The 24,605-nt window shown below is 47.5% G+C and carries 26 protein-coding genes and 1 riboswitch; of the genes, 11 read left to right on the top strand and 15 right to left on the bottom strand.

Annotated features, from left to right (window positions below; all coding sequences use genetic code 11):
• Positions 1-9: 9 nt before the first annotated feature.
• The 8 genes from ADS79_RS34040 to ADS79_RS00905 form a co-directional block, all read right to left on the bottom strand.
• Entirely contained in the window at positions 10-333 is a 324-nt protein-coding gene (locus ADS79_RS34040) for an AzlD domain-containing protein (RefSeq protein WP_236699839.1), read from the bottom strand.
• Positions 323-991 (bottom strand): AzlC family ABC transporter permease, encoded by a 669-nt coding sequence (locus ADS79_RS34810; RefSeq protein ID WP_236699863.1) that lies wholly within the window; start codon positions 989-991, stop codon positions 323-325. The genes ADS79_RS34040 and ADS79_RS34810 overlap by 11 nt, the downstream gene beginning before the upstream one ends.
• A gap of 57 nt (positions 992-1,048) precedes the next feature.
• Entirely contained in the window at positions 1,049-2,512 is a 1,464-nt protein-coding gene (gene pdxR, locus ADS79_RS00935; protein ID WP_049736547.1) for a MocR-like pyridoxine biosynthesis transcription factor PdxR, read from the bottom strand.
• 151 nt (positions 2,513-2,663) lie between these two features.
• On the bottom strand, positions 2,664-3,371 hold the full coding sequence (locus ADS79_RS00930) for an ABC transporter ATP-binding protein (RefSeq protein ID WP_049736546.1): 708 nt from the start codon (positions 3,369-3,371) through the stop codon (positions 2,664-2,666).
• 14 nt (positions 3,372-3,385) lie between these two features.
• The gene (locus ADS79_RS00925) at positions 3,386-4,162 is read right to left on the bottom strand and encodes an ABC transporter ATP-binding protein (protein ID WP_049736545.1); all 777 of its coding nucleotides are present in this window, start codon (positions 4,160-4,162) and stop codon (positions 3,386-3,388) included.
• 20 nt (positions 4,163-4,182) lie between these two features.
• Positions 4,183-5,466 carry a branched-chain amino acid ABC transporter permease gene (locus ADS79_RS00920; RefSeq protein ID WP_049736962.1) on the bottom strand — a complete coding sequence of 428 codons (1,284 nt, stop codon included), beginning with the start codon at positions 5,464-5,466 and terminating at the stop codon, positions 4,183-4,185.
• A 9-nt stretch (positions 5,467-5,475) separates the two neighbouring features.
• On the bottom strand, positions 5,476-6,426 hold the full coding sequence (locus ADS79_RS00915; protein WP_174769598.1) for a branched-chain amino acid ABC transporter permease: 951 nt from the start codon (positions 6,424-6,426) through the stop codon (positions 5,476-5,478).
• A gap of 760 nt (positions 6,427-7,186) precedes the next feature.
• Positions 7,187-8,941, bottom strand: a complete 1,755-nt coding sequence (locus tag ADS79_RS00905; protein ID WP_049736542.1) for an adenine deaminase C-terminal domain-containing protein — start codon at positions 8,939-8,941, stop codon at positions 7,187-7,189.
• Positions 8,942-9,134: 193 nt separating this feature from the next.
• Between ADS79_RS00905 and ADS79_RS00900 the strand changes: the two genes are divergently transcribed.
• From ADS79_RS00900 to ADS79_RS00890, 4 genes are all read left to right on the top strand, one after another.
• The gene (locus ADS79_RS00900) at positions 9,135-9,683 is read left to right on the top strand and encodes a YgaP family membrane protein (protein WP_049736541.1); all 549 of its coding nucleotides are present in this window, start codon (positions 9,135-9,137) and stop codon (positions 9,681-9,683) included.
• Between the two features lie 13 nt (positions 9,684-9,696).
• On the top strand, positions 9,697-9,834 hold the full coding sequence (locus ADS79_RS35495) for an EYxxD motif small membrane protein (protein ID WP_162839496.1): 138 nt from the start codon (positions 9,697-9,699) through the stop codon (positions 9,832-9,834).
• A gap of 161 nt (positions 9,835-9,995) precedes the next feature.
• Entirely contained in the window at positions 9,996-10,439 is a 444-nt protein-coding gene (locus ADS79_RS00895; protein ID WP_236699838.1) for a MarR family winged helix-turn-helix transcriptional regulator, read from the top strand.
• An 11-nt stretch (positions 10,440-10,450) separates the two neighbouring features.
• Positions 10,451-11,665, top strand: coding sequence for an MFS transporter (locus ADS79_RS00890; protein ID WP_049736540.1), 1,215 nt, complete (start codon positions 10,451-10,453; stop codon positions 11,663-11,665).
• Between the two features lie 45 nt (positions 11,666-11,710).
• On the opposite strand, the gene purD is transcribed toward ADS79_RS00890, so the two are convergent.
• The 3 genes from purD to ADS79_RS00875 all read right to left on the bottom strand — a co-directional run bounded on the left by purD (position 11,711) and on the right by ADS79_RS00875 (position 15,137).
• Positions 11,711-12,985: a phosphoribosylamine--glycine ligase gene (gene purD / locus ADS79_RS00885; protein ID WP_049736539.1), complete on the bottom strand. Its 1,275-nt coding sequence runs from the start codon at positions 12,983-12,985 to the stop codon at positions 11,711-11,713.
• 28 nt (positions 12,986-13,013) lie between these two features.
• Complete coding sequence (gene purH, locus ADS79_RS00880; RefSeq protein ID WP_049736538.1) at positions 13,014-14,564, bottom strand: bifunctional phosphoribosylaminoimidazolecarboxamide formyltransferase/IMP cyclohydrolase; 1,551 nt, start codon at positions 14,562-14,564, stop codon at positions 13,014-13,016.
• Between the two features lie 222 nt (positions 14,565-14,786).
• The gene (locus tag ADS79_RS00875; RefSeq protein ID WP_236699837.1) at positions 14,787-15,137 is read right to left on the bottom strand and encodes a hypothetical protein; all 351 of its coding nucleotides are present in this window, start codon (positions 15,135-15,137) and stop codon (positions 14,787-14,789) included.
• A 174-nt stretch (positions 15,138-15,311) separates the two neighbouring features.
• A riboswitch (M-box (ykoK) riboswitch) is annotated at positions 15,312-15,484 on the top strand.
• A gap of 334 nt (positions 15,485-15,818) precedes the next feature.
• On the opposite strand from ADS79_RS00875, the gene mgtA reads away from it, so the two are divergent.
• Positions 15,819-18,434: a magnesium-translocating P-type ATPase gene (gene mgtA / locus ADS79_RS00870; protein ID WP_201783393.1), complete on the top strand. Its 2,616-nt coding sequence runs from the start codon at positions 15,819-15,821 to the stop codon at positions 18,432-18,434.
• 30 nt (positions 18,435-18,464) lie between these two features.
• Positions 18,465-19,172, top strand: a complete 708-nt coding sequence (locus tag ADS79_RS00865; protein WP_049736536.1) for an MgtC/SapB family protein — start codon at positions 18,465-18,467, stop codon at positions 19,170-19,172.
• A gap of 73 nt (positions 19,173-19,245) precedes the next feature.
• Here the strand turns inward: ADS79_RS00865 and ADS79_RS00860 are convergent, their stop codons facing one another.
• Positions 19,246-19,644, bottom strand: a complete 399-nt coding sequence (locus ADS79_RS00860; RefSeq protein ID WP_049736535.1) for an RrF2 family transcriptional regulator — start codon at positions 19,642-19,644, stop codon at positions 19,246-19,248.
• A gap of 244 nt (positions 19,645-19,888) precedes the next feature.
• Here ADS79_RS00860 and ADS79_RS00855 point away from each other — a divergent pair, with 244 nt between their 5' ends.
• The 5 genes from ADS79_RS00855 to trxA are packed head-to-tail and all read left to right on the top strand — an operon-like array spanning position 19,889 to position 22,355.
• Complete coding sequence (locus tag ADS79_RS00855) at positions 19,889-20,797, top strand: NAD(P)/FAD-dependent oxidoreductase (RefSeq protein WP_049736534.1); 909 nt, start codon at positions 19,889-19,891, stop codon at positions 20,795-20,797.
• Positions 20,787-21,209, top strand: a complete 423-nt coding sequence (locus ADS79_RS35825; RefSeq protein ID WP_049736533.1) for an MFS transporter — start codon at positions 20,787-20,789, stop codon at positions 21,207-21,209. Before ADS79_RS00855 ends, ADS79_RS35825 begins: the two co-directional genes overlap by 11 nt.
• Before the next feature lie 17 nt (positions 21,210-21,226).
• Positions 21,227-21,526 (top strand): hypothetical protein, encoded by a 300-nt coding sequence (locus tag ADS79_RS35820; protein WP_049736532.1) that lies wholly within the window; start codon positions 21,227-21,229, stop codon positions 21,524-21,526.
• Positions 21,527-21,544: 18 nt separating this feature from the next.
• Positions 21,545-21,997 carry a carboxymuconolactone decarboxylase family protein gene (locus ADS79_RS00840; RefSeq protein ID WP_049736531.1) on the top strand — a complete coding sequence of 151 codons (453 nt, stop codon included), beginning with the start codon at positions 21,545-21,547 and terminating at the stop codon, positions 21,995-21,997.
• Between the two features lie 46 nt (positions 21,998-22,043).
• A complete protein-coding gene (gene trxA / locus ADS79_RS00835; RefSeq protein ID WP_049736530.1) occupies positions 22,044-22,355 on the top strand; it encodes a thioredoxin in 312 nt (103 codons plus the stop codon).
• Between the two features lie 113 nt (positions 22,356-22,468).
• Here trxA and ADS79_RS00830 read toward each other — a convergent pair whose 3' ends face one another.
• The 3 genes from ADS79_RS00830 to purM all read right to left on the bottom strand — a co-directional run bounded on the left by ADS79_RS00830 (position 22,469) and on the right by purM (position 24,582).
• Positions 22,469-22,843: a helix-turn-helix domain-containing protein gene (locus ADS79_RS00830; RefSeq protein ID WP_236699836.1), complete on the bottom strand. Its 375-nt coding sequence runs from the start codon at positions 22,841-22,843 to the stop codon at positions 22,469-22,471.
• A 96-nt stretch (positions 22,844-22,939) separates the two neighbouring features.
• Positions 22,940-23,548 (bottom strand): phosphoribosylglycinamide formyltransferase, encoded by a 609-nt coding sequence (gene purN, locus ADS79_RS00825; RefSeq protein WP_049736528.1) that lies wholly within the window; start codon positions 23,546-23,548, stop codon positions 22,940-22,942.
• Positions 23,542-24,582, bottom strand: a complete 1,041-nt coding sequence (purM, locus tag ADS79_RS00820) for a phosphoribosylformylglycinamidine cyclo-ligase (RefSeq protein ID WP_049736527.1) — start codon at positions 24,580-24,582, stop codon at positions 23,542-23,544. The genes purN and purM overlap by 7 nt, the downstream gene beginning before the upstream one ends.
• Between the last annotated feature and the right edge of the window lie 23 nt (positions 24,583-24,605).

Here is a 24,605-nt window from a genome sequence, read left to right as displayed (position 1 = left end):
TGCTTATGCTTAAAAAAATGCGACCAATTGTCGCCAGAGTGCAATCATCACGACACCTGCAAGCAATGCCCAAACGATTTGCTTCTTCCACAGTCCAACAGCGAGGGCAGCTACTCCCGCCACGATATACTCCGGGCTCCACGTCCCATTTGGCGTGTGGAACAGAATTGGCGGTATTGTCATCGAGCTGAATACTCCCACTGGAACCATCGCCAGTCCTCTTTTCAGCCAAGCAGGAATCTCCCAGCGGGAACTGATTACTAGCATCGGAAATCTCGTCAAATAGGTTATGATGGCCATCAATCCGATATACAACAGAATTTTATCGTTCACCGCTCACCGCTCCTATCCCCACTGCCATCAATGTTCCTGCAATGACCGCAACTGTTGCTCCGCCAAGGGCATACCCGAGACAAGCCACTGCCACAGCACCGAGGGCAACCTTGATGTGAAAAGATGAGATGAGATTGACGGCAAGAAACCCGAGAAACGTAGCGATAAACGCAAAATCGAGCCCATACGTTTCTGTCTGGGTAAACACATTCCCAAACCAGGCACCCGCAAACGTACTCACATTCCAAATGACATAATCGACCACACTGGCTCCCGCAAAAAAGGAAAGACTCGGTTTTTCCCCCGATGCCAGATAAGTCGCTTTCAGCGCATAGGTCTCATCATTTAACGTACCCGCCATCAGCGAAAGCTTCCACGGCGCAGTTCCACTAAATTTCGGTCCAAGTCCGAGTCCGTATAACAAATGTCTGGCATTGAGCAGCAAGGTAGAAACCAGAATCGGCCAGCCGACGATCCCCTGAGAAATCAGCCCAACTGCTGCAAACTGGGATGAGCCCGCATTTACTAACAGCGAGAACAGCATCGCCTCCGTCACTCCCAAGCCGGCTTGTCTTGCCAAAATCCCGAAGACCAGCCCATCTACAATCCCGGCAGCAGCTACCGGGAGAATTTGTCTTGCTCCTTTTCGAAATAACATCTGTGACACCCGTGATGCTCTCCCTTCTCTTCCCCCATACCCGATCTATAAGAGCTTTTATTTCCCTGCAAATTCCGCTTGCAAATAAGGTCCCCATGCCCCCTTAAGAAGGCGTATCCCCTCTGTCATCTCTTGGATGGATTGGCCGCCAAAGCCAAATTGAAAGGTAGGCAACCCTTTTTTCGTCGGATCAACCCATTTGTGCGCGGTTGGATAAACCTGCACGCCTACAGAAGCCGCGATTTTCTCCAGCTCGCGCGACATACAGGCACTATTCACCTCGACCGTAACCGAAAGTCCCGCATCCTGCCCTTTCACGCGGACACAGGTTCCCAGCTCTTCCTGCAAAAGCTGCAGCATCGCTTCATGCTTTTTCCGATACAGCGTCCTCATTTTACGAATATGGCGCTCCCAATCTCCGTTTTTCATGAATAAAGCCATGGTTTCCTGATGGATGCGTGAGGCTGTTTGGTCAAATGATGCCAGCTTTTCATGATAGCTAGAAAGCAGCTCATGGGGCAGCACCATGTAGCTCATCCGAATAGTGGGCAACAACGCCTTGGAAAAGGTGCCTAAATAAATGACACGCCCTTCCGTATCCAAGCCTTGCAAGGAAGGAATCGGCTTTCCGTTGTAGCGGAATTCCCCGTCGTAATCATCCTCCATGATAAAGCTCTGGGATTGATTCGCCCAATTCAGCAGCTTGACCCTTTTGGCATAAGGCATCACGATTCCTGATGGGTCCTGATGCGAAGGCGTCACGTAGACCATGCGTGCTCCACTTTCAGTAAGTGCTGCTACACTGATTCCGTCCTCCTCTAGCTTTATCGGCAGGATTTCATAGCCTAGCTGTAAAAAAACAGTGCGCACCCCCTGATAGCAGGGCTCTTCAATCGCGACGACCCTCTCCCGATTCCCGAGCAAAAAGCCCAAGATACAAATCAGCACCTGTGTCCCCGATCCGATTACAATTTGCTCTGCTGTCACCTGAACACCGCGAGCTCTCCTGAGATAGCGGGCAATCTCCTCCCTCAGCTCTGGCTCGCCTTGGTAGTGTCCATAATAAAGCACGCTTTTGTTTTCACGCTGCATCACCTGGTTGCTGTATTTACGCCATAATTCATATGGAAAATAATCCGAATCAACCCGAGCCTGATGAAAATCATACTGGATCGATAGCGCATTTTCTTCCGTGCTTGTTTCTGCTTTGTATGGAATCTGCTGCTGCGCATCCTCTTCTGTTTGCCGTTGCTTCAGCTTAATCGGACCATCCCACTCCATATCCACCACATAAAATCCGCTTCGCTCTCTACTCTCGATATATCCTTCTGCCAACAGCTGATGATAAGCGGTTTCTACAGTCGTTTTGCTTACATGCAAAAACTTGCTCAAGGCTCGCACAGAAGGCAGTCTTGTTCCTGAAAGAATACGTCTGCTTTGAATTTCCGTACAAAAATAGCGGTATAACTGCAAATAGAGCGCATCATTGCTCTCTTCAAATCGTGGACTGATGTCTAGCATGTCGGACCTCCTCTGCCATCTGACCTGTTTGTTCAACATGGATTTGTTTCTCCCACAAAGAGCAAATATTCTCTACTCTTTACTATAGCAGAAGACTTGCATTAGAAAAGAAAAACCGATAGAGTTTCTCCCTCCATCGGTCTTGCAGCACTTATGCGAGATATGCTTCACGTACTTGAGGATTCGCAAGCAGGATGTCCGCATCGTCTTTCATAATAATCTCTCCGGTTTGAATCACATATCCACGATGCGCTACTGATAGCGCCTGATTTGCGTTTTGCTCAACCAAGAGGATCGTCATGCCTTCTTTATTCAGCTCCGTAACGATGTCAAAAATTTGCTCCACCAAAATCGGCGCCAGACCCATCGACGGCTCATCCAGCATCAAAATTTGCGGCTTCATCATGAGTCCACGAGCGATAGCAAGCATTTGCTGCTCACCACCAGACATCGTCCCACCCTTTTGATCAATCCGTTCCTTCAGACGAGGAAAGTAGGCAAAGGCACGCTCAATCCCTTCCTCGATTACCTTTTTGTCGGAGACACCGAATGCACCCATCTCCAAATTTTCACGCACCGTCAGCTTTGGAAAAATTCTGCGTCCCTCCGGCACATGGGCAATGCCTGCTTTGGCAATATCATGCGTACGCAACTGCGTGATATCCTTCCCGTTAAACAGGACCTTACCTTGCTTCGCACGCGTCTGTCCACAGATCGTTTTGAGCGTGGTTGATTTCCCTGCGCCGTTGGAGCCAATCAGTGTTACCACTTCACCCTGATTTACCGTGATGCTTAATCCCTTCAACGCGTGGATGCCGCCGTAATAGGTATGAACCTCTTGCAGTTCCAACAATGCCATATCTCTTCCCCCTCCTACGACACTTCCGACGCGCTTTTTCCGAGATACGCCTCAATTACGTTCGGGTTGTTGCGGATTTGCTCCGGTGTGCCCTCTGCGATCTTGCGTCCATAGTCCAATACGTGAATATATTCGCTAAGGCCCATGACCAGCTTCATGTCATGCTCGATCAAAATAATCGTCAAATCCAGCTCTCTTTTCAGACGGCGGATAAAGTCCGTCATCTCGACCGTTTCACGCGGATTCATCCCCGCTGCCGGCTCATCCAGCAAAATGATATGCGGATTCGTCGCCATCGCCCGGGCAATTTCTAGCCGTCGCTGCAAGCCGTATGGCAAGCTCCCGGCCGCTTCGTTGGCAATATGCGCAATCCCCACATACTCCAAAAGCTGATAAGCTTCTACTTTCGCCTTTTCTTCCTCATGACGGACGCGCTTGGTGTTGAACAAAATTCCGAGAAGTCCGGCAGATAGACGGCTGTGAACACCGACCATGACGTTTTCCAAAGCCGTCATCTGCTTGAACAGACGAATATTTTGAAACGTACGGGTAATGCCGCGACTGGCGATCTGATCGGGACGCAGCTTTTTAATACTCTTGCCGTTCAGCAGGATTTCGCCCTCATCTGGCTCATAGAAGCCGGTAATCATATTGAAAAATGTCGTCTTGCCAGCCCCGTTCGGACCGATAACGGCCGTAATGCTTCCTTTTTCAATGGCAATTGAAACGTCTTGATTGGCTACCAGTCCACCAAATCGCTTCGTCAAATTTTTCGCTTCCAACAATGCCATGCTCTACCCCTCCCTGTCCGTTACGACTGTTTGCCAGAAGACGCCTGCGTGAGCTTGGCCAAAATGCCGAGCTTGTCTTTGGTAAACTGGCTGTTTTTAATCGAATCAAGATCATTTTTCTTGCGCTTGGCCGGTATCAATCCATTCGGTCGATAAAGCGCTACGAGAATCAGCATGATCCCGAAGACGAGTCGCTGGAACTTGGACGGGTCCAACTGGTTAGGCAAATTAATGATGCCGGACTGCTGCAAGCTGTGCAGGAAATTGGAGAATTCCTTGAGCAGCTGCACTTGCAGAATCGTTACGAAGGCGGCACCGAGAACAACGCCAGGAATACTTCCACTGCCCCCCAAAATAACCATGACCAAAATTCCGATTGATTCCATCAGCGTAAACGATGTAGGGTCAATAAAGGTTTGCTTGGCTGCAAAGATAACGCCAACCACGCCTGCAAATGATGCTCCGGTTGCAAAAGCAGCAAGCTTTGTATTCAATAACGAGATTCCCATCGATTGTGCAGCCAGCTCATCCTCGCGAACAGCTACCCAGGCTCTGCCCAAACGAGAGTGTTCAAAGCGGATGTTCGCTACGACGATAAACGCAATGACGAACAGCACGATGAAATAGAAGTAAAACGGTGTCCCCATTTTGATCCCGAATATCTCTGGTGATGGAATCGGTGTAATTCCTTGTGGACCGTTCGTGATATTGATCGGTTTGTCCAGGTTATTGAAAATGATGCGAATAATCTCGCCGAAGCCCAAGGTAACGATAGCAAGATAGTCACCTTTTACCCGCAAAACAGGCAAGCCGAGCAATACCCCGAATATCGCTGCTACGATCAAGCCTACAATCAGGAACGGCCAGAACCACTCACCCGATAGCGGAAACAGATTTCCTGCAATAAATTGATTCGCCTGCGAAGTGGAAAAGATCGCATAAGCGTAGGCACCAGCTGCGAAGAAAGCTACATAGCCAAGGTCCAGAAGCCCCGCAAAACCAACGACGATATTCAGGCCAAGTGCCATGGCTACGTAAATGCCTACCTGTGAAGCTACCTCCATGTAGTAGCGGTTTTCCCCGGCTACCAGCGGAATAATAATGAGCAGAACCGCTGCCCCGATAATCATTCTTACCGTTTTGGAAGCATTGGTGTAATAGACGAGAACAATAGATGAGAGAATCCCGAGAAACGCGATAACGGATTTGTCCATAAAATGCAGCGCTGCTGCAAAAGCAACGATCCAAACCAACGTGACGACGAGTGGAATGCCTTTGAACGATTTCCATGCCATGTTTGCCATTGGATTCACCTACACTTTCTCTTTCACAGCTTCGCCAAATAGCCCTTCCGGCTTGAAGAGAAGCACGAGGATTAGAATACTGAATGCAAACACGTCTTTGTACTCGGCACCAAACGCTCCGTTCGTCAATGGTCCCATGAACGCACCGGAGAGCGATTCCAGCATTCCGAGAAGAATACCGCCAACCATGGCGCCTCGCAGATTACCGATCCCACCCAATACGGCAGCAGTAAATGCTTTCAGCCCGAGAATAAAACCAATATACGGGTCAATCGTACCGTAGTTTTGTGAAAACAGTACCCCTGTTGCTCCACCCAGACTGGAACCGATCAAAAAGGTCAGCATAATCACTTTGTCTACGTTGATTGTCATGAGCGAAGCCGTGCTTTGATCCTGGGCAACTGCACGCATCGCAATCCCCCACTTGGTTTTGCCCACGAACAAGGTAAGAGCAATCATCATGATAATCGCAAGAACGATCACCACCAAGCCCTTTGTCGGGATCGACGCCCAGCTTCCCAGTGGAATGGTCCCTGTGAATAATGCAGGTGTGTTCAAATAAAATTCGTTGCGAGCAAGCGCTTCTGTAAAACGGACCAGGTCCTGCAGCAGAAAGGATACACCAATGGCAGAGATCAATGGAACCAAACGAGGTGCGCCACGCAGCGGACGATACGCCACACGTTCAATTCCTACCCCGAGTGCTCCGGTGATTACCATCGCAATAACAAGTGTTATGAATAGTGCGACAAATGGATTCATGCCTTCCAGTGCTCCCAAGGCGTCAGAGATCAACAACACCTCTGTTCCCACAAAAGCACCCACCATAAAAATTTCTCCATGAGCGAAGTTAATAAATTCCAAAATCCCGTAAACCATCGTATAACCAAGTGCTACGACAGCGTACATGAAGCCGAGAATCAATCCGTCCACCAACACCTGAGGCAAAATGTTTAGCATCATGCTTATCTCATCCCTCATTTCCTTTGTATACTTGTTTAAATTTTCTGCATTTAATGTAACGACTGAACATGGGCCTCTTCCGTATACGTAGAAAAAGGGACGTACACCTATGTGCCGCCCCTTGCTATATGAGGCATGATCAATCGTACTATGATGTCGGATGCTTCTACTTGGTTGTGCTGGTTATCCTATTCTTGCAAAAAGAATGCTTTGGTGGTTGTACAGTTTTGAGGGTGATGTTTACGTATTCATGCATTTTCGGAAATAGACTTCCAGAGGCTTTGTTCGCGGCAGTTTCGTCGTACTCTTCTGCCCAGTTTGTCCCTCTTGTCGACTTTTGCGGACTTATGCTCAAAAAAAACCACAAATAGGATAAACTGGATATTTCAATCATATCAGAAGAACCTAAGCCGTCGCCACACATAAAATAGGACTTTCCACCCTCTTATGTGCAAGCTGCCTGCTGGATGTAGACCTCCGGAACCACCTTAGATCAGGGGTCTTGCTGTTATCTAGTTCGTACGATTCTATCGTTCTTCTGTTTGCAACCCTTTCTACCAATACCGCAGATTGAATGCTTTCGTGAGAGCTTTTTGTCATGCGGAATGGAATCCCCCTTTATCTTTGTTTAATCATTATTGTAAAATAAATCGGAAAATTTACAAGAGAAAAAAATATTCTCTTCAGATACATATCCAACATGCACATGAAAATAGTGCTTCGATTACTCGTAAACTTATCTTTTGAACTGAATCTTTTATCCTAGAGGAAGCGATGGAACCAATAATTTTCCACTTTTCACGTCAATAATTCCTTCTGAAGTAAGCCTCGCGTACGGCAAATGAGTAGCCGTAAAGAACAGAATCGAATATAGCGGATCGAGGTGAGTATGTCCTTTTTGTCGAAGCTTCTGGGTCAACTCCTCCGCCATCTCGATTACTTCCTCCATGGGAGCATCTGAGAATCGTCCAGCCAGAGGCAGTGGACATTCAACTGTGATTGTCCCCCCATCAACGAGTACTACACCTCCGCCAATTGCTCTCATCCGATCCAGTGCTTGCTTCATCGCGTCGGGATCACGTCCGATAACGATCCAATCCTCTGAAGCCGTATAGGAGCTCGCCAAGCCTTCCAAGTCAGAGCCGTAGCCGTGCAATACTGCCAACGTTCGTCTTCCGCCTGTCGGATCGATACTTGCGATGTATGCCAATTGCGGGTCGTGCTCGATCGAGACATAACCATTCTCATCGATCGGCAGCTCCGTCATTTCCAGTCGAGTTATGACTGCATTCAGCATGTACAGGACAGGTGTTTGTTCAGCTTCGGGACGCAGCTGGAACCAGTCAGCTGATGTTTGTTGCTCTAATCCATCAACCGGCGGAAACTGTACCTTCTCCCATTGTGCCTGAACGGTCGGAGCAAGCAGAGTATCATTTCTCGCTGCGCACTTTCCATTTGCGATTACAAGTTCAGGGGTAGGCTCGTATTTATCTGGTAAAACGAGTAAATCTGCCAAACGACCAGGAGCAATTCCCCCGACTTCCCCATCCATTCCGTAATAGACAGCCGGATTAAGTGACGCCATCACGTAGGCTTCCTCAGGCGGCATTCCCGCTTCAATCGCCACTCGAATCGTCCCATCCATCAATCCGTTCCGATGCATCGGCGGCGTACTGCCATCCGAGGTCAGCATCATCCGCGGCGACCAAGGCTGCTCCAGCTCCAGCCATCCTTTGACCAAATCAGGCAAGTCAGGACGAATCGAGGAGTGACGCAGCGTAGCGTACATGCCTAGTCTGAGTCGATAGAGTAAATCCTCTGCGGTAATTCCTTCATGACACGCAGTAATGCCCGCAGCCGACGCAATATTTAGCGTTTCAACGGACGCACCCGGATGATGACCCTCCATTCGTTTTCCCAGATCAAGCGCATGCTTTAAGCCGAACAGTATCTTCTCATCTTCGGACAGCACGCCCGACCAGCTGGTAAGCTCGCCGCCCTGTACCACAAGCGGATGCTCCAGCATACGTGCCAAGCCTTCTTTGGTAAATTGCGGATGGTCCTTGCCTGTTTGTGGGTCGAGCCTCGCCCAAAAAAATTGTTTGACAGGATGCTCAGCTAACGATTCCATGATTTCCTTTACTTGCCCAAACGGGAGATTCATCAACATCAACGAATCAGAGACAAGTGTAGTCGTCCCATGCTTGAGAGCGAAATCGGCTAATGTGTACGGATTGTACCATTGAAAAGGATGAGCATGCGGCTCGATATAGCCGGGAACCACATACTTTTCAGTTGCATCGATAATCTGGGTGTGTTCATCCACAAGCGGTTCTTTTTCTCCTACATAGGCAATTCGTTCGCCAGACGTGACAACATGTACCTGCATCCATTCCTTCGTATATACATTGAACACATTCGCACCCTGAATCCACAGGTCAGCTGGTGCTAATCGTCTACTTACCCGCATCAGTTTCACATGGGCTTCGCTTGATAAAGGCCTTACGCGCATTTTTCTCTCTCCTCGCCGTCCTGATTTCGTCGTTTGACCAACTGAATGCTCATTCATTTATGTCCTTACTGCTTCGTCACTCCTTGTCACTTCCCCTGCTTGTTTCGTACACCGTAGCAACAATTTCCACGGGTGTGATTGCAGAAAGAGCCACAGACTAGCCTTAAGAAGAAGCGACAGGAGGCTTATGATTATGCAAAAAAATGTAGGAACCACTGATGCGATGATCCGGATTACAGGCGGTTTGCTCGGCTTGGCCTACGGAATTGGCAGAATGAGTCGTCGTCCGTATAACACGCCGTGGTTGTTGCTATCGTTTTCGGCAATGAAGGTAGCAGAGGGTGTCACTCGCGTTTGTCCGATGTACAAGGCAATGGGAGTAAATACGATTCATTCGAATGGCATGCAAAACATCGTGGACAAGGCTAAGCAAAAAGGCATTCAGGCTGTGATGAACCAGGTCACCCGCTCCATTAACATGACTGGCGGCACAGACAAGGATCAGGAAATCAAAGGCCAAGCGATGAGCAAGGACAAAACCAATCATGCGGAAACCGCACACGCCAGTGCAAATACCAATCACACAAAAAGCGCCAGCACTTCCCGGGAAAATGAAGCCTCCCGCAAGCCGGAGCTGACAGCAGAAGACGAGCAATTAGAAAATGCCGCGCGTGAATTCATCTCCTACCGATCCCAAGACAAGGACGAACAAAAATCCAACACGTATCCTACTTACTCTTAAGGAGGCTACACCTATGCTTACAGTTGGACCTCCCTTATACGAATGGCTGTCCCACAATTTTTTTGTCATCGCCGCCATCATTGGCGTCATTGCTGTCATGGGCTACTACGCCTACAACCTCACCAGAAAAAAAGGGAGATACCGCCAGTAAAGCGGTATTTTCTTTTTTAAAAATACAGCTAAAGCGGTATTTTTCTTTTTTATCTCGCTCCTCCTTGAGTAAGCCTCGATGGAGGTTTTTTTATTTACACATTTAGTTGCTTAGCTTATAATTGTCAAAGCAAGTATTTCGGATGAAAGAAGGATCGCACCTTGATTGAACAATGGAAGGATGAACCGATTGGATTTCTGATCGGCAATACTTATCGGCGAATGATTCACCACGTCTCTACTTATCTGCGGGAGTTTGACCTGACTACCGAGCAATTTGCTGTGTTGTTCAGGCTTCGTGAGCAGGATGGGATCAACCAAAAAGAGCTGGCTCTTCGCTCAGCCAAAGATCAGCCTACCATGACACGGTTGCTCGATAATCTGGCGAAGAAAGGATGGATAGAAAAAAAGCCCTGCCCACAAGATCGGCGCGCTTTTTTGATTACTCTTTCTCCAGCTGGTCGGGAATGGGTAGAAAAGGCGATTCCTGTTGAGGCGACTGCCGTTGCAGAGATATTAGGGGACATCCCAGCGGAGCAATTGGATTTTTTGAAGGACATTTTGCTACGAATTAACGCAAACATAAACAGTCATACAAAAGAGTAGGAGTGACATCATTGGGAGAGGCTAGAGAGAAACTGTGGACGAAGGATTTCGTCCTTTTAACTGTTTGTAATTTGATTTTGTTCAGTACGATCCAGATGCAGACCCCGACCTTCCCGGCGTACGTCAAACAGGCGTTTCAGGCAGATGATTTTATCGTCAGTCTCGTCATCAGCCTATTTTGCTTCGCAGCAGTCATTGCCAGGGTTTTTACCGGGGAAGCATTGAAAACGAGAAGCAGCAAGCTGCTTGCGATTATTGCTTTATGCTTTGTCGGGCTTGCAACAGCAGGGTATTATTTGGCGGGCGGTATCGCCTTTTTCTTAATGATGCGCATGCTTGTCGGAGTCGGCTTCGGCATGGGCAGCACCACTTTTCCCACGATTGTTTCCAACGTAATTCCGACGAAACGAATTGGCGAAGGAATGGGCTACTTTGGCTTGTCCACGAGTCTGGCTATGGCACTCGGTCCGATGATTGGTCTTGCCATTTTAAATACATTCGGCTTCGGCTCCATGCTCTTCACTGTCGTTGTGTTAATCGCTCTTATTTTTCCTTTGATGCAGCTTATACGTGCTTATAACAAACCAATCGTGCCTTCGCAAAAAACGGCAGCGCCTGCTCCGAAAGGACTCGGACGCTTTTTTGATCGTAAACTGCTGCTGCCTGCTACCTTGAATTTTTGTCTGTCAATTACGTATGGTGGTGTGCTCAGCTTTTTGGCCCTGTATGGAAAAGAAGCACACATCGAAAATGTCGGTGCCTTCTTTTTGTGCAACGCCATTGCGATGGTTTTGATCCGCCCGTTTTCCGGAAAGCTGTTTGATCGCAAAGGACATATGGCGGTATTGCCACCAGGAGCGATTTTCGTCGGCATCAGCCTGCTGATCCTGTCGCTTGCCGATACACAGGCTATTTTGCTCGTATCCGCCTTTTTCTACGGCTTAGGGTATGGCACGATTCAACCCTCTATCCAAGCGTGGATGGTTAAGCAGGTTACTCCAGAGCAGCGCGGGATGGCTAACGGCGTATTTTTCAACTCCATCGATTTGGGGATCGCGGTCGGCTCTATGCTTCTTGGTGTTCTGGCTACCCACTCGAACTACTCGGTCATGTATCGTTGGTCAGCTATCAGCATGCTCTTGTTCCTCATCGTTTACTTCCTTTCGCAAATGATTGCAGCAAAAGGGAAAAAGACAGCAGTGGCTACGGAAAAAGCGAGCATCTAAACGCAAGAAACCCAGGCTAGCAAAACTCGCAGCCTGGGTTTTTTATTATTGTTCTTGATGCTTCATGGCTTTCGCCGCGATATCTGTTCGGTATTGAGCACCTTCGAAGGATATCTCCTGTACGGATGCATACGCTGCTTCGCGCGCTTTCGCCAGATTTTCACCAATGGCTACAACGCCAAGCACACGGCCTCCATTCGTCACGATGCCTTCGTCAGTCTCCTTTGTCCCTGCATGAAACACAGTGACCCCATCTCTTACCTTGTCCAAGCCTTGAATGACTTCGCCTTTTGGATACTCACCCGGATAACCTGGCGCCGCCATAACAACGCACACCGCACTGCTTTTTTTCCAGGTCACATCTACTGCGTCCAACTCGCCTTTTATCGTCGCAACGAAAATATCCAGCAAATCGGTTTCCAAAAGCGGCAGGAGAACCTGTGTCTCCGGGTCACCAAAGCGAGCATTGAATTCTACTACCTTCGGGCCTTGCTCGGTTATCATCAAGCCTGTGTACAGAATGCCTTTGAACGGAATCCCATCCTGAGCCATACCTTTGGCCATCGGCTTTACAATCGTTTCCACGACCTCTTCTACCAGCTTGTCGGACATTTGGGGAACTGGTGCGTACGTCCCCATCCCGCCCGTATTCGGTCCAAGATCATCGTTAAAAATCCGTTTATGGTCTTGCGAGGTAATCATCGGCTTCACGGTTTCCCCATCGACAAATGCGAGCAGCGACAGCTCTTCCCCGCGCATGCACTCCTCAATGACCACACGTGCTCCTGCCTCACCAAACACATGATCCTGCATGATCTGGCGAAGTGCTTCCTCTGCTTCCTGAAGCGTTTCGGCTACAACAACACCTTTGCCCGCAGCGAGTCCGTCTGCTTTCACGACAATCGGTGCCCCTTTTTCGCGCACATAGGCAATCGCAGATTCATAATCAAGGAACGATTCGTACTCCGAGGTCGGGATATTGTAGCGTTTCATCAAGCTTTTCGCAAAGCACTTGCTTCCTTCGATCAACGCAGCTTTGGCGTTCGGTCCATAGATTGGCAGATTGCGCTCCTGGAAAAAGTCTACAATGCCGGCCAAGAGCGGATCTTCGGGACCAACCACCGTCAGGTCAATTCCTTCATCCTTGGCAAATTGAGCGAGTGCAGCAAAATCGTGGACGCCAATCGGTACGTTTTGTGCCAAGCCAGCGATACCGCCATTGCCAGGTGCACAGTATACCTTTTTTACCTTTGGGCTTTGCAACAGTTTCCAGGCAATTGTATGCTCACGACCGCCGCCGCCAATTACTAGTATTTTCATCGTGTATGATCCTCCTGTAGTAGAGGGATTAGTGTTTAAAGTGACGAGTACCCGTAAAGACCATCGCTATTCCAGCGCGATTGCAAGCGTCGATGGACTCTTGATCGCGGATGGAGCCTCCTGGTTGAATAATCGCAGTGATTCCTGCTTGTGCCGCTGCTTCCACTGTATCTCCCATCGGGAAAAAGGCATCAGAAGCCAGGACGGAGCCGACTGCTGCGGCACCTGCCTGCTCGATGGCAATTTTGGCTGCCCCTACACGATTCATTTGACCAGCGCCAACACCAATGGTCATATCGTCCTTTGCCAGCAAAATGGCATTGGACTTGACGTGCTTGACTACTTTCCACGTAAATTGAAGCTGAGCCAGCTCTTCTTCCGTTGGCTTGCGATCAGTAACTACTTGGATTTCGTTCTCTTCCAATTGCTTGTAGTCAAAGTCCTGAACCAAAGCGCCACCTGCTACAGGAGCAACACGGAAACGATTGTCCTCTTTTTTGCCAAGCTCGCTCAGAGCCGGGATGCGCAATAGACGCAGGTTCTTTTTCTCAGTGAGCACAGCGAGCGCTTCTTCAGTAAAATCAGGAGCAATGATGATCTCCAGGAAAATTTCCTTCATTGCCATAGCTGTTTCACCATCAATCGGACGATTGGCAGCAACAATTCCTCCGAAAATCGAAACGGAGTCAGCTTCATACGCCTTTTGATAAGCCTGGCGAATATCACTGCCAATGCCTACCCCACACGGATTGGAGTGCTTGATCGCCACGACAGCAGGCTGGTCGAATTCACGAACAATCGCCAAAGCCGCGTCTGCGTCGTTAATGTTATTGTAGGACAGTTCTTTTCCATGCAGCTGCTGTGCATAACCGATGCTTAGGCTGCTAGCCAATGGCTCACGATAAAAAGCAGCACGCTGATGTGGATTTTCACCATAACGCAAGTCTTGAGCCTTTTCATAGGTCACGGTGTAGCTCTCTGGCAGCAGCTCGCCTACCTGCTCGCTCAAGTAACGGGAAATCAGCGCATCATAGGCCGCTGTGTGGCGGAATACTTTTGCAGCCAGCTTGCGGCGCGTTTCCAATGTAGTATCGCCGTTTGCTTCGATTTCTTCCGCAACCTTTTCATAGTCGCCAGCATCTACGACAACGCTGACAAACGCATGGTTTTTTGCGGCAGAACGCAGCATTGTCGGCCCACCGATATCAATATTCTCAATTGCATCTTCATATGTCACATCTGATTTTGCAATCGTTTCTTTGAAAGGATACAAATTTACGACAACCAAATCAATGGTTTCAATGTTTAAGTCTTTTAATTGCTGTTGATGTGCTTCGTTATCGCGTACAGCCAAGAGGCCGCTGTGGATATTCGGATGCAGCGTTTTGACGCGTCCGTCCAAAATTTCCGGAAATCCAGTTACCTCAGAAATGCCAATGACAGGAACACCTTCTGCTTTTAACAGAGAAGCCGTACCTCCGGTTGAAATGATTTCTACTCCGGCAGCAGCCAGTCGACGGGCAAATGGAATCAATCCAGTCTTGTCAGAAACGCTGATCAACGCTTTTTTCACACTCACGGATAGAACCTCCTGACTTTTATTAAACACGAACATTCCTTTCTTATTAAAACATAATTGTACGCTTCTATCAAGGTTTTCATCCTAGAAAGAAACCTCTATTATGGTCTATTCGTGAGCTGTGTAAGCAGTGTTTCTAGCACAAGCTTATTCAAAACAAACGCAGCCGCCTATGCCTGTTTGGCACTCGCGACTGCATTCATCCAATTCCTCTATAGGATACTAGCGCTTTTTCTTGCCTTTTCCGGATAATTTTTTCACCCGCTCTGCCAGTGACAGATGCTTGCTTTTTCCAACAGCCCTTGTAGGCTTCCTGGCTTTGCTCTTGATGCTTTTCGCCTTTACGTCTTTGGGCATCAATTTACCCAAATCATCCATGGTCAGAGACTTCCCGCTTTGCACATGGTCTTTGACTTTTTCCTTGGTTTCTTCTGGCACGTCTAGCCCCATCTCGGACAGCTCATTGAGTACGGAGTCAAGACTTCCCCCGCCCTTTGGCATTTTTTCGGCCAGCTTCATAATATCGTTTAGCGTCCATTCTCGCCCTGTTTTCTTACTTAGTTTGCCCAGCAAGTCCGAAACAATATCTCCGCTCAGATCCAGCCCCTCCCTCTTCTTCGGGTTCTATCCAATGTATGTCTAATGCACGGAAAAGGTTTTTAAATCAGGCTATGATGACATTCAAATTAATTTATTCATCGTCTATTGACAATATTGCTCCACCGTTTTAGTATTCAACATGTACTGAATAGTCCTCGTTAGGTGAGGCTCCTATACAAACATAGGCCACTGCCCAGAAATATCGAAAGATGCCCATGGGTAGAACAGGGATTGCCGGATTAAGGCTTTTCATAAGGTGGCTAAGAGCTCTGAATCTCTTTACGTTGTATAGTGCCAAAACTCGACTAGGGGGAGCCCGAATGTTTATTTTTGTATGCATTCATGAAACCCTCTAGTGTTCTCTGGAGGGTTTTTTCATTTGCAAAAAAAGGGGGGACACCCACATGGAAGGCAGTCCAGGTAGTAGTCGAATGTACAGCAAGCAAAAACGAACTGTAAATCGGGAGAACCATGTTCTCTATGCTCTCATTTGTTATTTATGCTCTTTTTTCCGCCCATCACCTCTAAAAACGTGGGTGTATTTAAGTATGCGTAATTGACGTTTCGAGTCATGGAGAAAAATAGGTTCGAGCATAAAGCTCTCCCGATTACAGGGGGAGCTTTTCTATTTTTCTCACTCGGGAGGTACCCACCATGAAAATGAAAAAAACAATGAAACCAAACACTACGATTTTGAACAGCAACAATGCGACTCGACTGATCGGAGCCTCAACGTCCCAATTGGATTACGTGTTGAAGGATTACGATACTTCACACCAAGGACTCTCTGAAGCAGAGGCTGCCAAAAGGCTCGAAACATGCGGAAAAAATCAAGTCGCCCAAGAAAAACCGCCAGCTTGGTACATGCAATTGCTTCTCTGCTTCAAAAATCCTTTTATTCTGATTTTGCTTGGTCTTGATGTATTTTCTTATTTTACGGATGATATCGAGGCCTCCATCATCATCACTACCATGGTGTCGATCAGTGTACTGATTACCTTTACACAGGAATTCCGCTCCATGAAAACGGCTGAAAAGCTAAAAGAAATGGTGAAAACGACTGTATCTGTCATTCGACAGTCCCCCGCAAAGGAAATAGACATGGAGCAATTAGTTCCAGGAGATGTTATTCACCTATCAGCAGGAGACCTGGTGCCAGCAGACGTGCGAATTATCTCGTCCAAAGATTTGTTTGTCAGTGAATCGGCATTGACCGGAGAAGCTCTTCCTGTAGAAAAGCAGGACTCAACAGATCAAACATCGACCAATGTCCTTGAACTGGAGAACATTTGCTACATGGGAACAAACGTAATCAGCGGAACAGCAACTGCAGTAGTCATCTCCACTGGTGCTTCCACTTATTTCGGTTCCATGGCTAAAACTTTAACAGGGAAGCGTCCACTAACCAGCTTTGATCGGGGAGTAAACAGCGTCACTTTTGTGCTCATCCGCTTTATGATGATCATGGTTCCCGTCATTTTCTTTATCAACGGGTTTACCAAGGGTGATTGGATTGAAGCATTCTTCTTTGGTCTGTCTGTGGCTGTCGGGTTAACACCTGAGATGCTCCCTGTGATTGTAACTGCAAACCTGGCGAAAGGCGCCATCACCATGGCCCGTAACAAGGTTGTCGTAAAAAAACTGAATGCCATCCAGAACTTTGGGGCAATGGACATCTTATGTACAGACAAAACAGGAACGCTGACACAAGATAAAATCATTTTGGAAAAATACCTGGACATTCACGGAAATCAGGATGAATCCGTTTTGAAGTACGCATACTTGAACAGCTATCATCAAACCGGCTTGAAAAACCTCATGGATATTGCAGTATTGACTCATGCCGAGCTGACTGGTGTACTAGGTGCGGAAAAAAACTTCAAAAAAATCGATGAGATTCCTTTCGATTTTGATCGGCGGCGGATGTCGGTCGTCTTGGAGGAAAAAGGCGGCGAGCATCTTCTCATTTGCAAAGGGGCAATGGAAGAGCTTTTGAGCATCTCCACCCATTTGTCTGAAAACGGCCAAATCGTTCCACTCACATCGCAAATGACAGAAAAGATTCAACAAATCGTAAATGAGCTTAATAAGGATGGACTCCGCGTCGTCGCTGTAGCGGTTAAAAAATCAGAAGCGCTGGACAAAGCCTATAGCGTGAAAGACGAAAGCGACATGATACTGGTTGGCTACATCGGTTTCCTCGATCCGCCGAAGGATAGCGCTGCTACTGCGATTAAAGCTTTAAGGGAAAACGGGATTAACGTTAAGGTATTGACCGGTGATAATGCCGCAGTAACCCGCAAGGTTTGTAGAGATGTCGGCCTGGAAGTAAATGAAATCGTGCTTGGCAGTGAAATAGACAAACTGACAGATAGCGAACTCGCTTATCTGGCTGAAAAAACTACTGTCTTTGCCAAATTGAATCCACTGCAAAAATCAAGAATCGTTCAGGCGCTGCAAAGCAAAGGACACACCGTCGGATTCATGGGTGACGGAATCAATGACGCTGCCTCCCTGCGCCAGGCAGATGTGGGAATATCCGTTGATACAGCCGTTGATATCGCAAAGGAATCCGCTGATATTATTCTTTTGGAAAAAAGCCTGATGGTATTGGAAAAAGGCGTCATTGAGGGCAGAAAAACCTTCGGCAATATCATTAAGTACATTAAAATGACAGCCAGCTCGAACTTTGGCAACACATTCAGTGTATTGGGTGCAAGCGCATTTCTTCCCTTTTTGCCTATGCTTCCGATTCATCTTTTGATTCAAAATCTATTCTACGATATTTCACAGCTTTCCATTCCATGGGACAACATGGATCGAAAATTTCTGAGCACCCCGCAAAAATGGGATGCCAAATCTGTTGGTCGGTTTATGCTTTTTATTGGACCCATCAGCTCCATTTTTGACTACGCTACCTACCTGCTCATGTATTTCGTATTTGCAGCCAACACGGTAGCTGAGCAATCCCTGTTCCAATCTGGATGGTTCATTGAAGGACTTCTGTCGCAAACGCTAATTGTACACATGATTCGCACAGAAAAAATTCCTTTTATTCAGAGCAGAGCGAGCTTGCCAGTCATGCTCCTAACGGGTGCCATTATGCTAGTCGGTATTTACATTCCATTCTCGGCGTTTGGCTCAAGCATAGGCTTACAGCCATTGCCACTGGAGTACTTCCCATGGTTAGTAGCTATCCTGCTCGCGTATGCCCTGTTGACTCATTTGGTTAAAAAATGGTACATTCGCAAATTTAACGAGTGGCTGTAATCTTTATTCATTTTTTCGGAGGTGACACAGATGATCCTGGAAATGGTTCTGAAATTGAGTCTTGCCCTATTGTTCGGGTTATTGATTGGAATTGATCGTCAGTTAAAAAATAAAAAATTAGGCTTAGAGACCAGTATGGTCATCTGTGTCGCTAGTTGTTTGGTGACGATTGTTTCCATCGAAGCTTTCGCCAAATTTTCCGGCCCATCCCATCCGAATATGGACCCGATGAGACTTGCTGCACAGATTGTAAGCGGGGTCGGTTTTCTCGGAGCAGGGGTCATTTTGCGCAGAAATAACGAAGTCATCTCCGGTTTAACCTCCGCCGCACTCATTTGGGCAGCATCCGGTCTGGGAATCGCAATCGGAGGAGGCTTCTACGCAGAAGCAGTCTGTGCGGTAGTTCTGCTGATGCTCGCAGTGAACGTGATTCCTCAATTAATGAAGCTGCTTGCACCAAACACGCTAAAGAAACGAGACATTGGATTAAAAATAATTGTAGAGTCGAATAACCGCATGACGGATTTGATCAAAATGATCGAACGAAAAGGTCAAGATCAAGCGGAAAACAAAAAGGGCGAACATAAAATTCGTCATATGAGGATAAAAGATTTAGAAAATAACAATCAACAAATCAACCTAATCCTGTCTTCACCTGAAAACCGCTACACAACGGAGATTTATTACTACATCAAAAAAATTGATCATGTGCTCTCCGTTGAGATCGAACAATTATAGCAATTCCTATTCAACAAAAAGGCAGTGGTTGCGTTGGACCAGATCAAAAGGTCCCAAACAACCACTGCTTTCTTTACACGCCTTTCATCTGCTTGGCCAGCTCAAAGATGGTTTTGCTCCCTAGCGACTGCTCCATTTGTCTCTCTGCGTCCATCACAATCTGTTGAATCAGGCACTCGCTGCCATGATTAAAACTACATTCAAAAAGAGAGGTCGTTCCCTCGATCGCATGAATGACGTCCAGAAAAGAAATTTCCTCATAGTTGCGCTTGAGTCGGTATCCGCCATTTGCGCCTGATACGGAGTGAATCAATCCAGCCTTGACCAGCTTGGTCAGCATTTTGGAAAGATAGGTCTGCGAAACGCCCAGCTTTTCTGCTAAAATCTGCACACTCACGGGTTTGTCTGGAGCCTCAGCTACCAAATAAAGCATCACATGAAGCGCATAGTCGGTTGCCTGTGTGAACTTCATAAGACACCTCGATTATAGACTTTACAAATCCATAATAAGGTTCATTCAAGCAGATAGCAAGTGCAAGGTATGCCTTGACACCGATAAAATAACGGATATTATAGATACTATAAATCTTTAATAGAAGAGCGCTCTTACGATTAGTGATAGTTGATTCTGCTTGATCTTCATTAAGATGAAGCTTTTCTTTCATTTTAATCACGGATATAAAACGTCTTTAATATCTCGGAAGGGAGTTACTGTTATGATTTACGATTGCGCGATTGTTGGTGGAGGGTCAGCCGGGTTGAATGCCGCTCTGGTACTCGGCAGAACACGGAGAAATGTCGCCTTGCTCGACACCAATCAGCCCCGAAATGCCGTCACCCATGCCTCCCACGGTTATCTGACGAGAGACGGAGTGACGCCTGCCGAGTTTCGCCGCATCGCCTATGAAGAAGTGCTCCGCTATCCATCTGTTCATCATCTCCATACAGAAGTCGTTTCCATTACAAGGCTCGACTCAGGATTTGAGGTGCATGATTCATCGGGCGCTCGGATTCAAGCACGAAAGCTGATCCTGGCTACAGGCTTAAAGGAAATCTTTCCTGAGATCGATGGCCTCCACTCTTTATATGGAAAAAGTCTGTTTAATTGCCCGTTTTGTGATGGCTGGGAGCTGCAAGATCAACCTCTTGTCGTGGTTTCCGAAGATCCGTCCGTTTTCCATACTACCAAGCTGCTTTTGAATTGGACCCGCGATTTAGTCGTCTGCACCAATGGTCAACATCCACTTTCAGATGAACAAAAAGAACAGCTTCTTTCCAAAGGAATCGTGGTGATCGAGCAGCCTGTCGCCGCCTTCCTCGGAGAAAACGGGCAACTATCGCATGTACGTTTTGCGGATGGAACAACGATCGCCAGGACAGGCGGATTCGTAGCTCCTAAATTTATTCACAGCGCGCCATTTATCGAGAGCTTGGACTGCGAAAAAACTCCATTGGGCGGAATCAAGACAGATCAACTAGGTAAAACCTCCATCCCTGGTTTGTTCGCCGCAGGGGACACATCGTATGTCGCGCCTTCTCAACTGATTTATGCTGCTGCCACCGGAAGTAAAGCAGCTATGAGTGTAGTCAAGGAATTAACGGAAGAAGATTTCCATGACAAATGATAAAAGTCGAGTCTCATTCACGATCTTGGCGTTAGTCCAATCGACTTTAATCTTCACGATCGCGCTGATTATGATTCCAATGCCAAAGATTGCAAACGATTTCGCCTTGAGCTCGTCACAGCTACTACTGCTTCAAGTTGCTTACGGCCTGCCCTTTAGCGGTCTGCTGCTGTTTGGCGGTCGACTGGCGGATAGATACCGTGGCCTGCGGATGTTCGTAATCGGGCTGATTGTTTTCGGAGCCTCTTCTCTTTTCGCAGCATTCTCCCCCAGCTTCGAGATTCTGGTCAGCATGCGCTTCTTACAGGGTATCGGAGGGGGTGGGGCCTCTTTGCTGGGATTGATCACGACACTGCCTATGCTTCAGGTCTTTTGCCTGGACAGATTATTCTGGGTGCCAGTATATCGCTGATTTTCTCTGGAGCCGCCGTGCTCTCGACAGTAAATGTACCAGAGCACCAAACGGGGCTTGCCGGCGGCGTCATGAACACGGCTATGGAACTCGGTCCGACCGTGGGGCTGGCAATCCTGATGTCCGTGGAATCCATACAGGCCGAAGTTGTAAGAGGCTACGCCTCGGCATTCGGAACGGCTGGCGTGTTTTTTGTGGTGGCGGCGGTAATCACAATCGTACTGTTCAGGAGATCTCCGGTTGTGGCTGAGAAATCGACAAACAGTCGAAGTTATTTATCCCCACTTGCTTTTATGAGTGAAATTGAATCGAACTGAATTCGGGAGGGATTTGAAATGGAATTAAGAATGATTCACAACGAAGTAAACCCTGCTGCTTACGAGGCCATGAAGAGCCTTGAATCTTTTGTACTTCAATCCAGTTTGGATGAGGCTATCCTTGATCTAATCCAGCTAAGAGTGTCTCAAATAAATGGTTGTTCCTTTCATATGAATGTAAACGGAAAAGCCCTGTACGACAAAGGAGATCAATTTGAGCGTATTTTACTCCTGAACGTATGGCGTGATGTACCGAACTTCAGCAAGAAGGAAAAAGCAGCACTTGAGCTCGCAGAGCATCTTACTAAGGTTTCCAAGCTCGGAGTACCAGAGCAAGTATACAAGCAAGTCCGCGAACACTTCAATGAGCAACAGTATATCGACCTGGTGATGGCGATCAATGTGAGCAACTGCTGGAATCGACTCACAATTGCTACCGGTATGACGCCGGGTTGTTCATTGGAGAAGTAAATACGTAGTTTCATTCTGAAAGATATTAATAAAGGAGAGATTCAAAATGGCGATTTTCCATGTAACAGATGCTGCATTTAAGAACCAAATGCAAGCGAAAGGACTCACTTTAGTCAATTTTTGGGCGCCTTGGTGCGGACCGTGCCGGATGTTTGCGACCGTCCTTGAAGCATACGTAGCCGAAGGAAACCATGATGTCAAAATCCTCAAGCTCAATGTAGATGAAGAAACCGAGGTTGCCAATCAATTTGGAGTCATGAGCCTGCCCACTAGCATCCTGTTTAAAGATGGCCAACCAATCGACAAAGTAATCGGTGCCCTTCCTCTCAGTGATCTGAAAAAATTCGTTACCAGATAAAAGCAGCAAGACAGATGAAAGCCGACACATTCGCTGTGTCGGTTTTGCTGTTTATATATTCACCAGCTTTCGTATGCGTATGTCTGCGAGTTCTTGTTATTAAAAAGACATTATCATTTTTGATAGATCGTGTGCTTCTTCGATTGCTCGTATACCCACTCATCTAGAGCTCGTTTGGAAAACCGATATATGCTGTTGATCTGCAGAGCAGGAATATCCTTACTATCCAAAAGTTTGGCGAGAATCTGCTCAGCAATGCCTAAGTATTCAGCCGCCTCTGCTGCATCAAATATTTGTTTGTCTTCTGAGGCTTTCTTGTCGTTCAAACCATTTAATTCATTGCTTATCGTCACGAGGATGCTGGCAATCTGTGCCGTATTGTGCGTTGCTGAATCACCATATGCGGCTATGCTCTTTGTTACATCAGAGATCATCCATGACCCTATTAGCAAAACGACGCATAAGCAAAACATCCAAACGTTTTTCATGTCTCTCATATCACCATTCTTCCGTTAGATTAACATACCAGAAAAAGGAAAAACCGACACGATTTTTCGCGTCGGTTTCTCTGTTCTCTCTGTTCTCTATGTCAGCTGGACAAGCCGTCCTTCCAGCTTTACGCGATCATTCACCAGCATGCCAATGACCTCTACCAGAAGCCCGTGCTCTACTTCATGAATGCGCGCTGCCAATGTTTCTTTTGTATCTGTCTCTTGCACGGCTACAGGGAGCTGGGCGATGATTGGACCCGTATCGAGACCAGCATCAACCACATGCACCGTTACCCCCGTAATCTTTACCCCGTAGTCCAGTGCCTGACCAATGGCATCTTTCCCGGGAAACGCTGGCAAAAGGGACGGGTGTAGATTGATTATTTTTCCTTCGTAGGCAGACAATAGCGTCTCGCCAACCAATCGCATGTACCCCGCCAGCACAACCAAGGATATTTCGAGTTTTTGCAGCTCTGCCACAATCTCTGATTCAAAGGCAGCCTTGTCGGCATACTCCTTTGGCTGAAAAACAAAAGCAGGAATCCCTAAACGTTCTGCCCGCTTCAGTACCTTGGCACCCGGCTTATCGCAAACGAGAAGCGCGACCTCGACACCATCAAGTCGACCAGCCTGTACGGCTTGCACGATGGCTTCGAAGTTCGAACCGCTACCCGAAGCGAAAATGGCTAGCCTTCTCACCATTCCACCCCGTTGTATACGACTTTGCGCTCGCCAGCCGCAATGCTTCCGATCACATACGGCTCTTCGCCAAGGTCTTTCAGCTTTGCTACAACTGCATCAGCATCATCTGCTTTAACAACCAGCATCATACCAATTCCCATGTTAAACGTTTTGTACATGTCAGGATAAGAAATGTTGCCAGCTTCCTGAACTAGTTGGAAAATCGGAAGAACAGGCCAAGAACCTACTTCAATAATCGCTTGTGTACCTTCAGGCAGCACACGCGGGATGTTTTCTGTGAATCCGCCGCCTGTAATATGCGCCAGCGCTTTGATCTCATGAGATTCCAGTACAGACAGCACTTGTTTTACATAGATGCGAGTCGGAGTCAAGAGCTCCTCTCCGAGCTTTTTGCCAAGCACATCTACATGATCGTGCAGCGACATGCCTTTGTCAGCCAAAAGCACTTTGCGTACGAGTGAAAAGCCATTGCTGTGTACACCGCTGGAAACAAGCCCGATCAATACATCGCCAGCCGCTACAGAGGCACCCGTGATCATTTTACTCTCATCGACGACACCTACGGTAAAGCCAGCAATGTCGTATTCACCCTCTGCGTACATCCCTGGCATCTCAGCTGTTTCTCCACCAATCAGGGAGCAGCCTGCCTGCGAGCAGCCTTCTGCAATTCCTTTGACAATGGCTTCAATTTTGCCAGGAATGACCTTGTCGACTGCCAAGTAATCGAGGAAAAAGAGCGGCTCTGCCCCTTGTACAACCACATCATTGACGCACATCGCTACGGCATCAATCCCGATCGTATCGTGCTTATCCATCGCAAAGGCAAGCTTCAGCTTGGTACCTACCCCATCTGTACCAGAGACGAGGATCGGCTTTTCATACTTGGTTGTATCCAGACGGAACAAGGCACCGAAGCCGCCCAAATCCGTCATTACCTCTGGACGGAACGTGCGCTTCACGTGTTTTTTCATGCGTTCGACTGCTTCGTTCCCCGCATCGATGTCGACGCCTGCTTGTTTATATGCTTCACTCATCGTTTCTCCCCCTACCAGAGGTT

Origin of the sequence: Brevibacillus reuszeri (genome assembly GCF_001187725.1) — a bacterium.
Taxonomy (GTDB): domain Bacteria; phylum Bacillota; class Bacilli; order Brevibacillales; family Brevibacillaceae; genus Brevibacillus; species Brevibacillus reuszeri.
This window is presented reverse-complemented; position numbering and strand designations above follow the sequence as displayed.

What these genes read in the sequence shown, in the direction of transcription:
- ADS79_RS00830 (WP_236699836.1), bottom strand. Translation starts at nt 22,843, where the DNA reads ATGAAAAACGTTTGGATGTTTTGCTTATGCGTCGTTTTGCTAATAGGG.
- ADS79_RS00925 (WP_049736545.1), bottom strand. Translation starts at nt 4,162, where the DNA reads ATGGCATTGTTGGAAGCGAAAAATTTGACGAAGCGATTTGGTGGACTG.
- ADS79_RS34810 (WP_236699863.1), bottom strand. Translation starts at nt 991, where the DNA reads ATGTTATTTCGAAAAGGAGCAAGACAAATTCTCCCGGTAGCTGCTGCC.
- ADS79_RS00930 (WP_049736546.1), bottom strand. Translation starts at nt 3,371, where the DNA reads ATGGCATTGTTGGAACTGCAAGAGGTTCATACCTATTACGGCGGCATC.
- ADS79_RS00840 (WP_049736531.1), top strand. Translation starts at nt 21,545, where the DNA reads ATGGAATTAAGAATGATTCACAACGAAGTAAACCCTGCTGCTTACGAG.
- ADS79_RS00860 (WP_049736535.1), bottom strand. Translation starts at nt 19,644, where the DNA reads ATGAAGTTCACACAGGCAACCGACTATGCGCTTCATGTGATGCTTTAT.
- purN (WP_049736528.1), bottom strand. Translation starts at nt 23,548, where the DNA reads ATGGTGAGAAGGCTAGCCATTTTCGCTTCGGGTAGCGGTTCGAACTTC.
- ADS79_RS00905 (WP_049736542.1), bottom strand. Translation starts at nt 8,941, where the DNA reads ATGCGCGTAAGGCCTTTATCAAGCGAAGCCCATGTGAAACTGATGCGG.
- mgtA (WP_201783393.1), top strand. Translation starts at nt 15,819, where the DNA reads ATGAAAATGAAAAAAACAATGAAACCAAACACTACGATTTTGAACAGC.
- ADS79_RS00920 (WP_049736962.1), bottom strand. Translation starts at nt 5,466, where the DNA reads ATGGCAAACATGGCATGGAAATCGTTCAAAGGCATTCCACTCGTCGTC.
- ADS79_RS35825 (WP_049736533.1), top strand. Translation starts at nt 20,787, where the DNA reads ATGACAAATGATAAAAGTCGAGTCTCATTCACGATCTTGGCGTTAGTC.
- ADS79_RS00855 (WP_049736534.1), top strand. Translation starts at nt 19,889, where the DNA reads ATGATTTACGATTGCGCGATTGTTGGTGGAGGGTCAGCCGGGTTGAAT.
- purM (WP_049736527.1), bottom strand. Translation starts at nt 24,582, where the DNA reads ATGAGTGAAGCATATAAACAAGCAGGCGTCGACATCGATGCGGGGAAC.
- ADS79_RS35495 (WP_162839496.1), top strand. Translation starts at nt 9,697, where the DNA reads ATGCTTACAGTTGGACCTCCCTTATACGAATGGCTGTCCCACAATTTT.
- ADS79_RS00865 (WP_049736536.1), top strand. Translation starts at nt 18,465, where the DNA reads ATGATCCTGGAAATGGTTCTGAAATTGAGTCTTGCCCTATTGTTCGGG.
- ADS79_RS00915 (WP_174769598.1), bottom strand. Translation starts at nt 6,426, where the DNA reads ATGCTAAACATTTTGCCTCAGGTGTTGGTGGACGGATTGATTCTCGGC.
- trxA (WP_049736530.1), top strand. Translation starts at nt 22,044, where the DNA reads ATGGCGATTTTCCATGTAACAGATGCTGCATTTAAGAACCAAATGCAA.
- purD (WP_049736539.1), bottom strand. Translation starts at nt 12,985, where the DNA reads ATGAAAATACTAGTAATTGGCGGCGGCGGTCGTGAGCATACAATTGCC.
- pdxR (WP_049736547.1), bottom strand. Translation starts at nt 2,512, where the DNA reads ATGCTAGACATCAGTCCACGATTTGAAGAGAGCAATGATGCGCTCTAT.
- ADS79_RS00900 (WP_049736541.1), top strand. Translation starts at nt 9,135, where the DNA reads ATGCAAAAAAATGTAGGAACCACTGATGCGATGATCCGGATTACAGGC.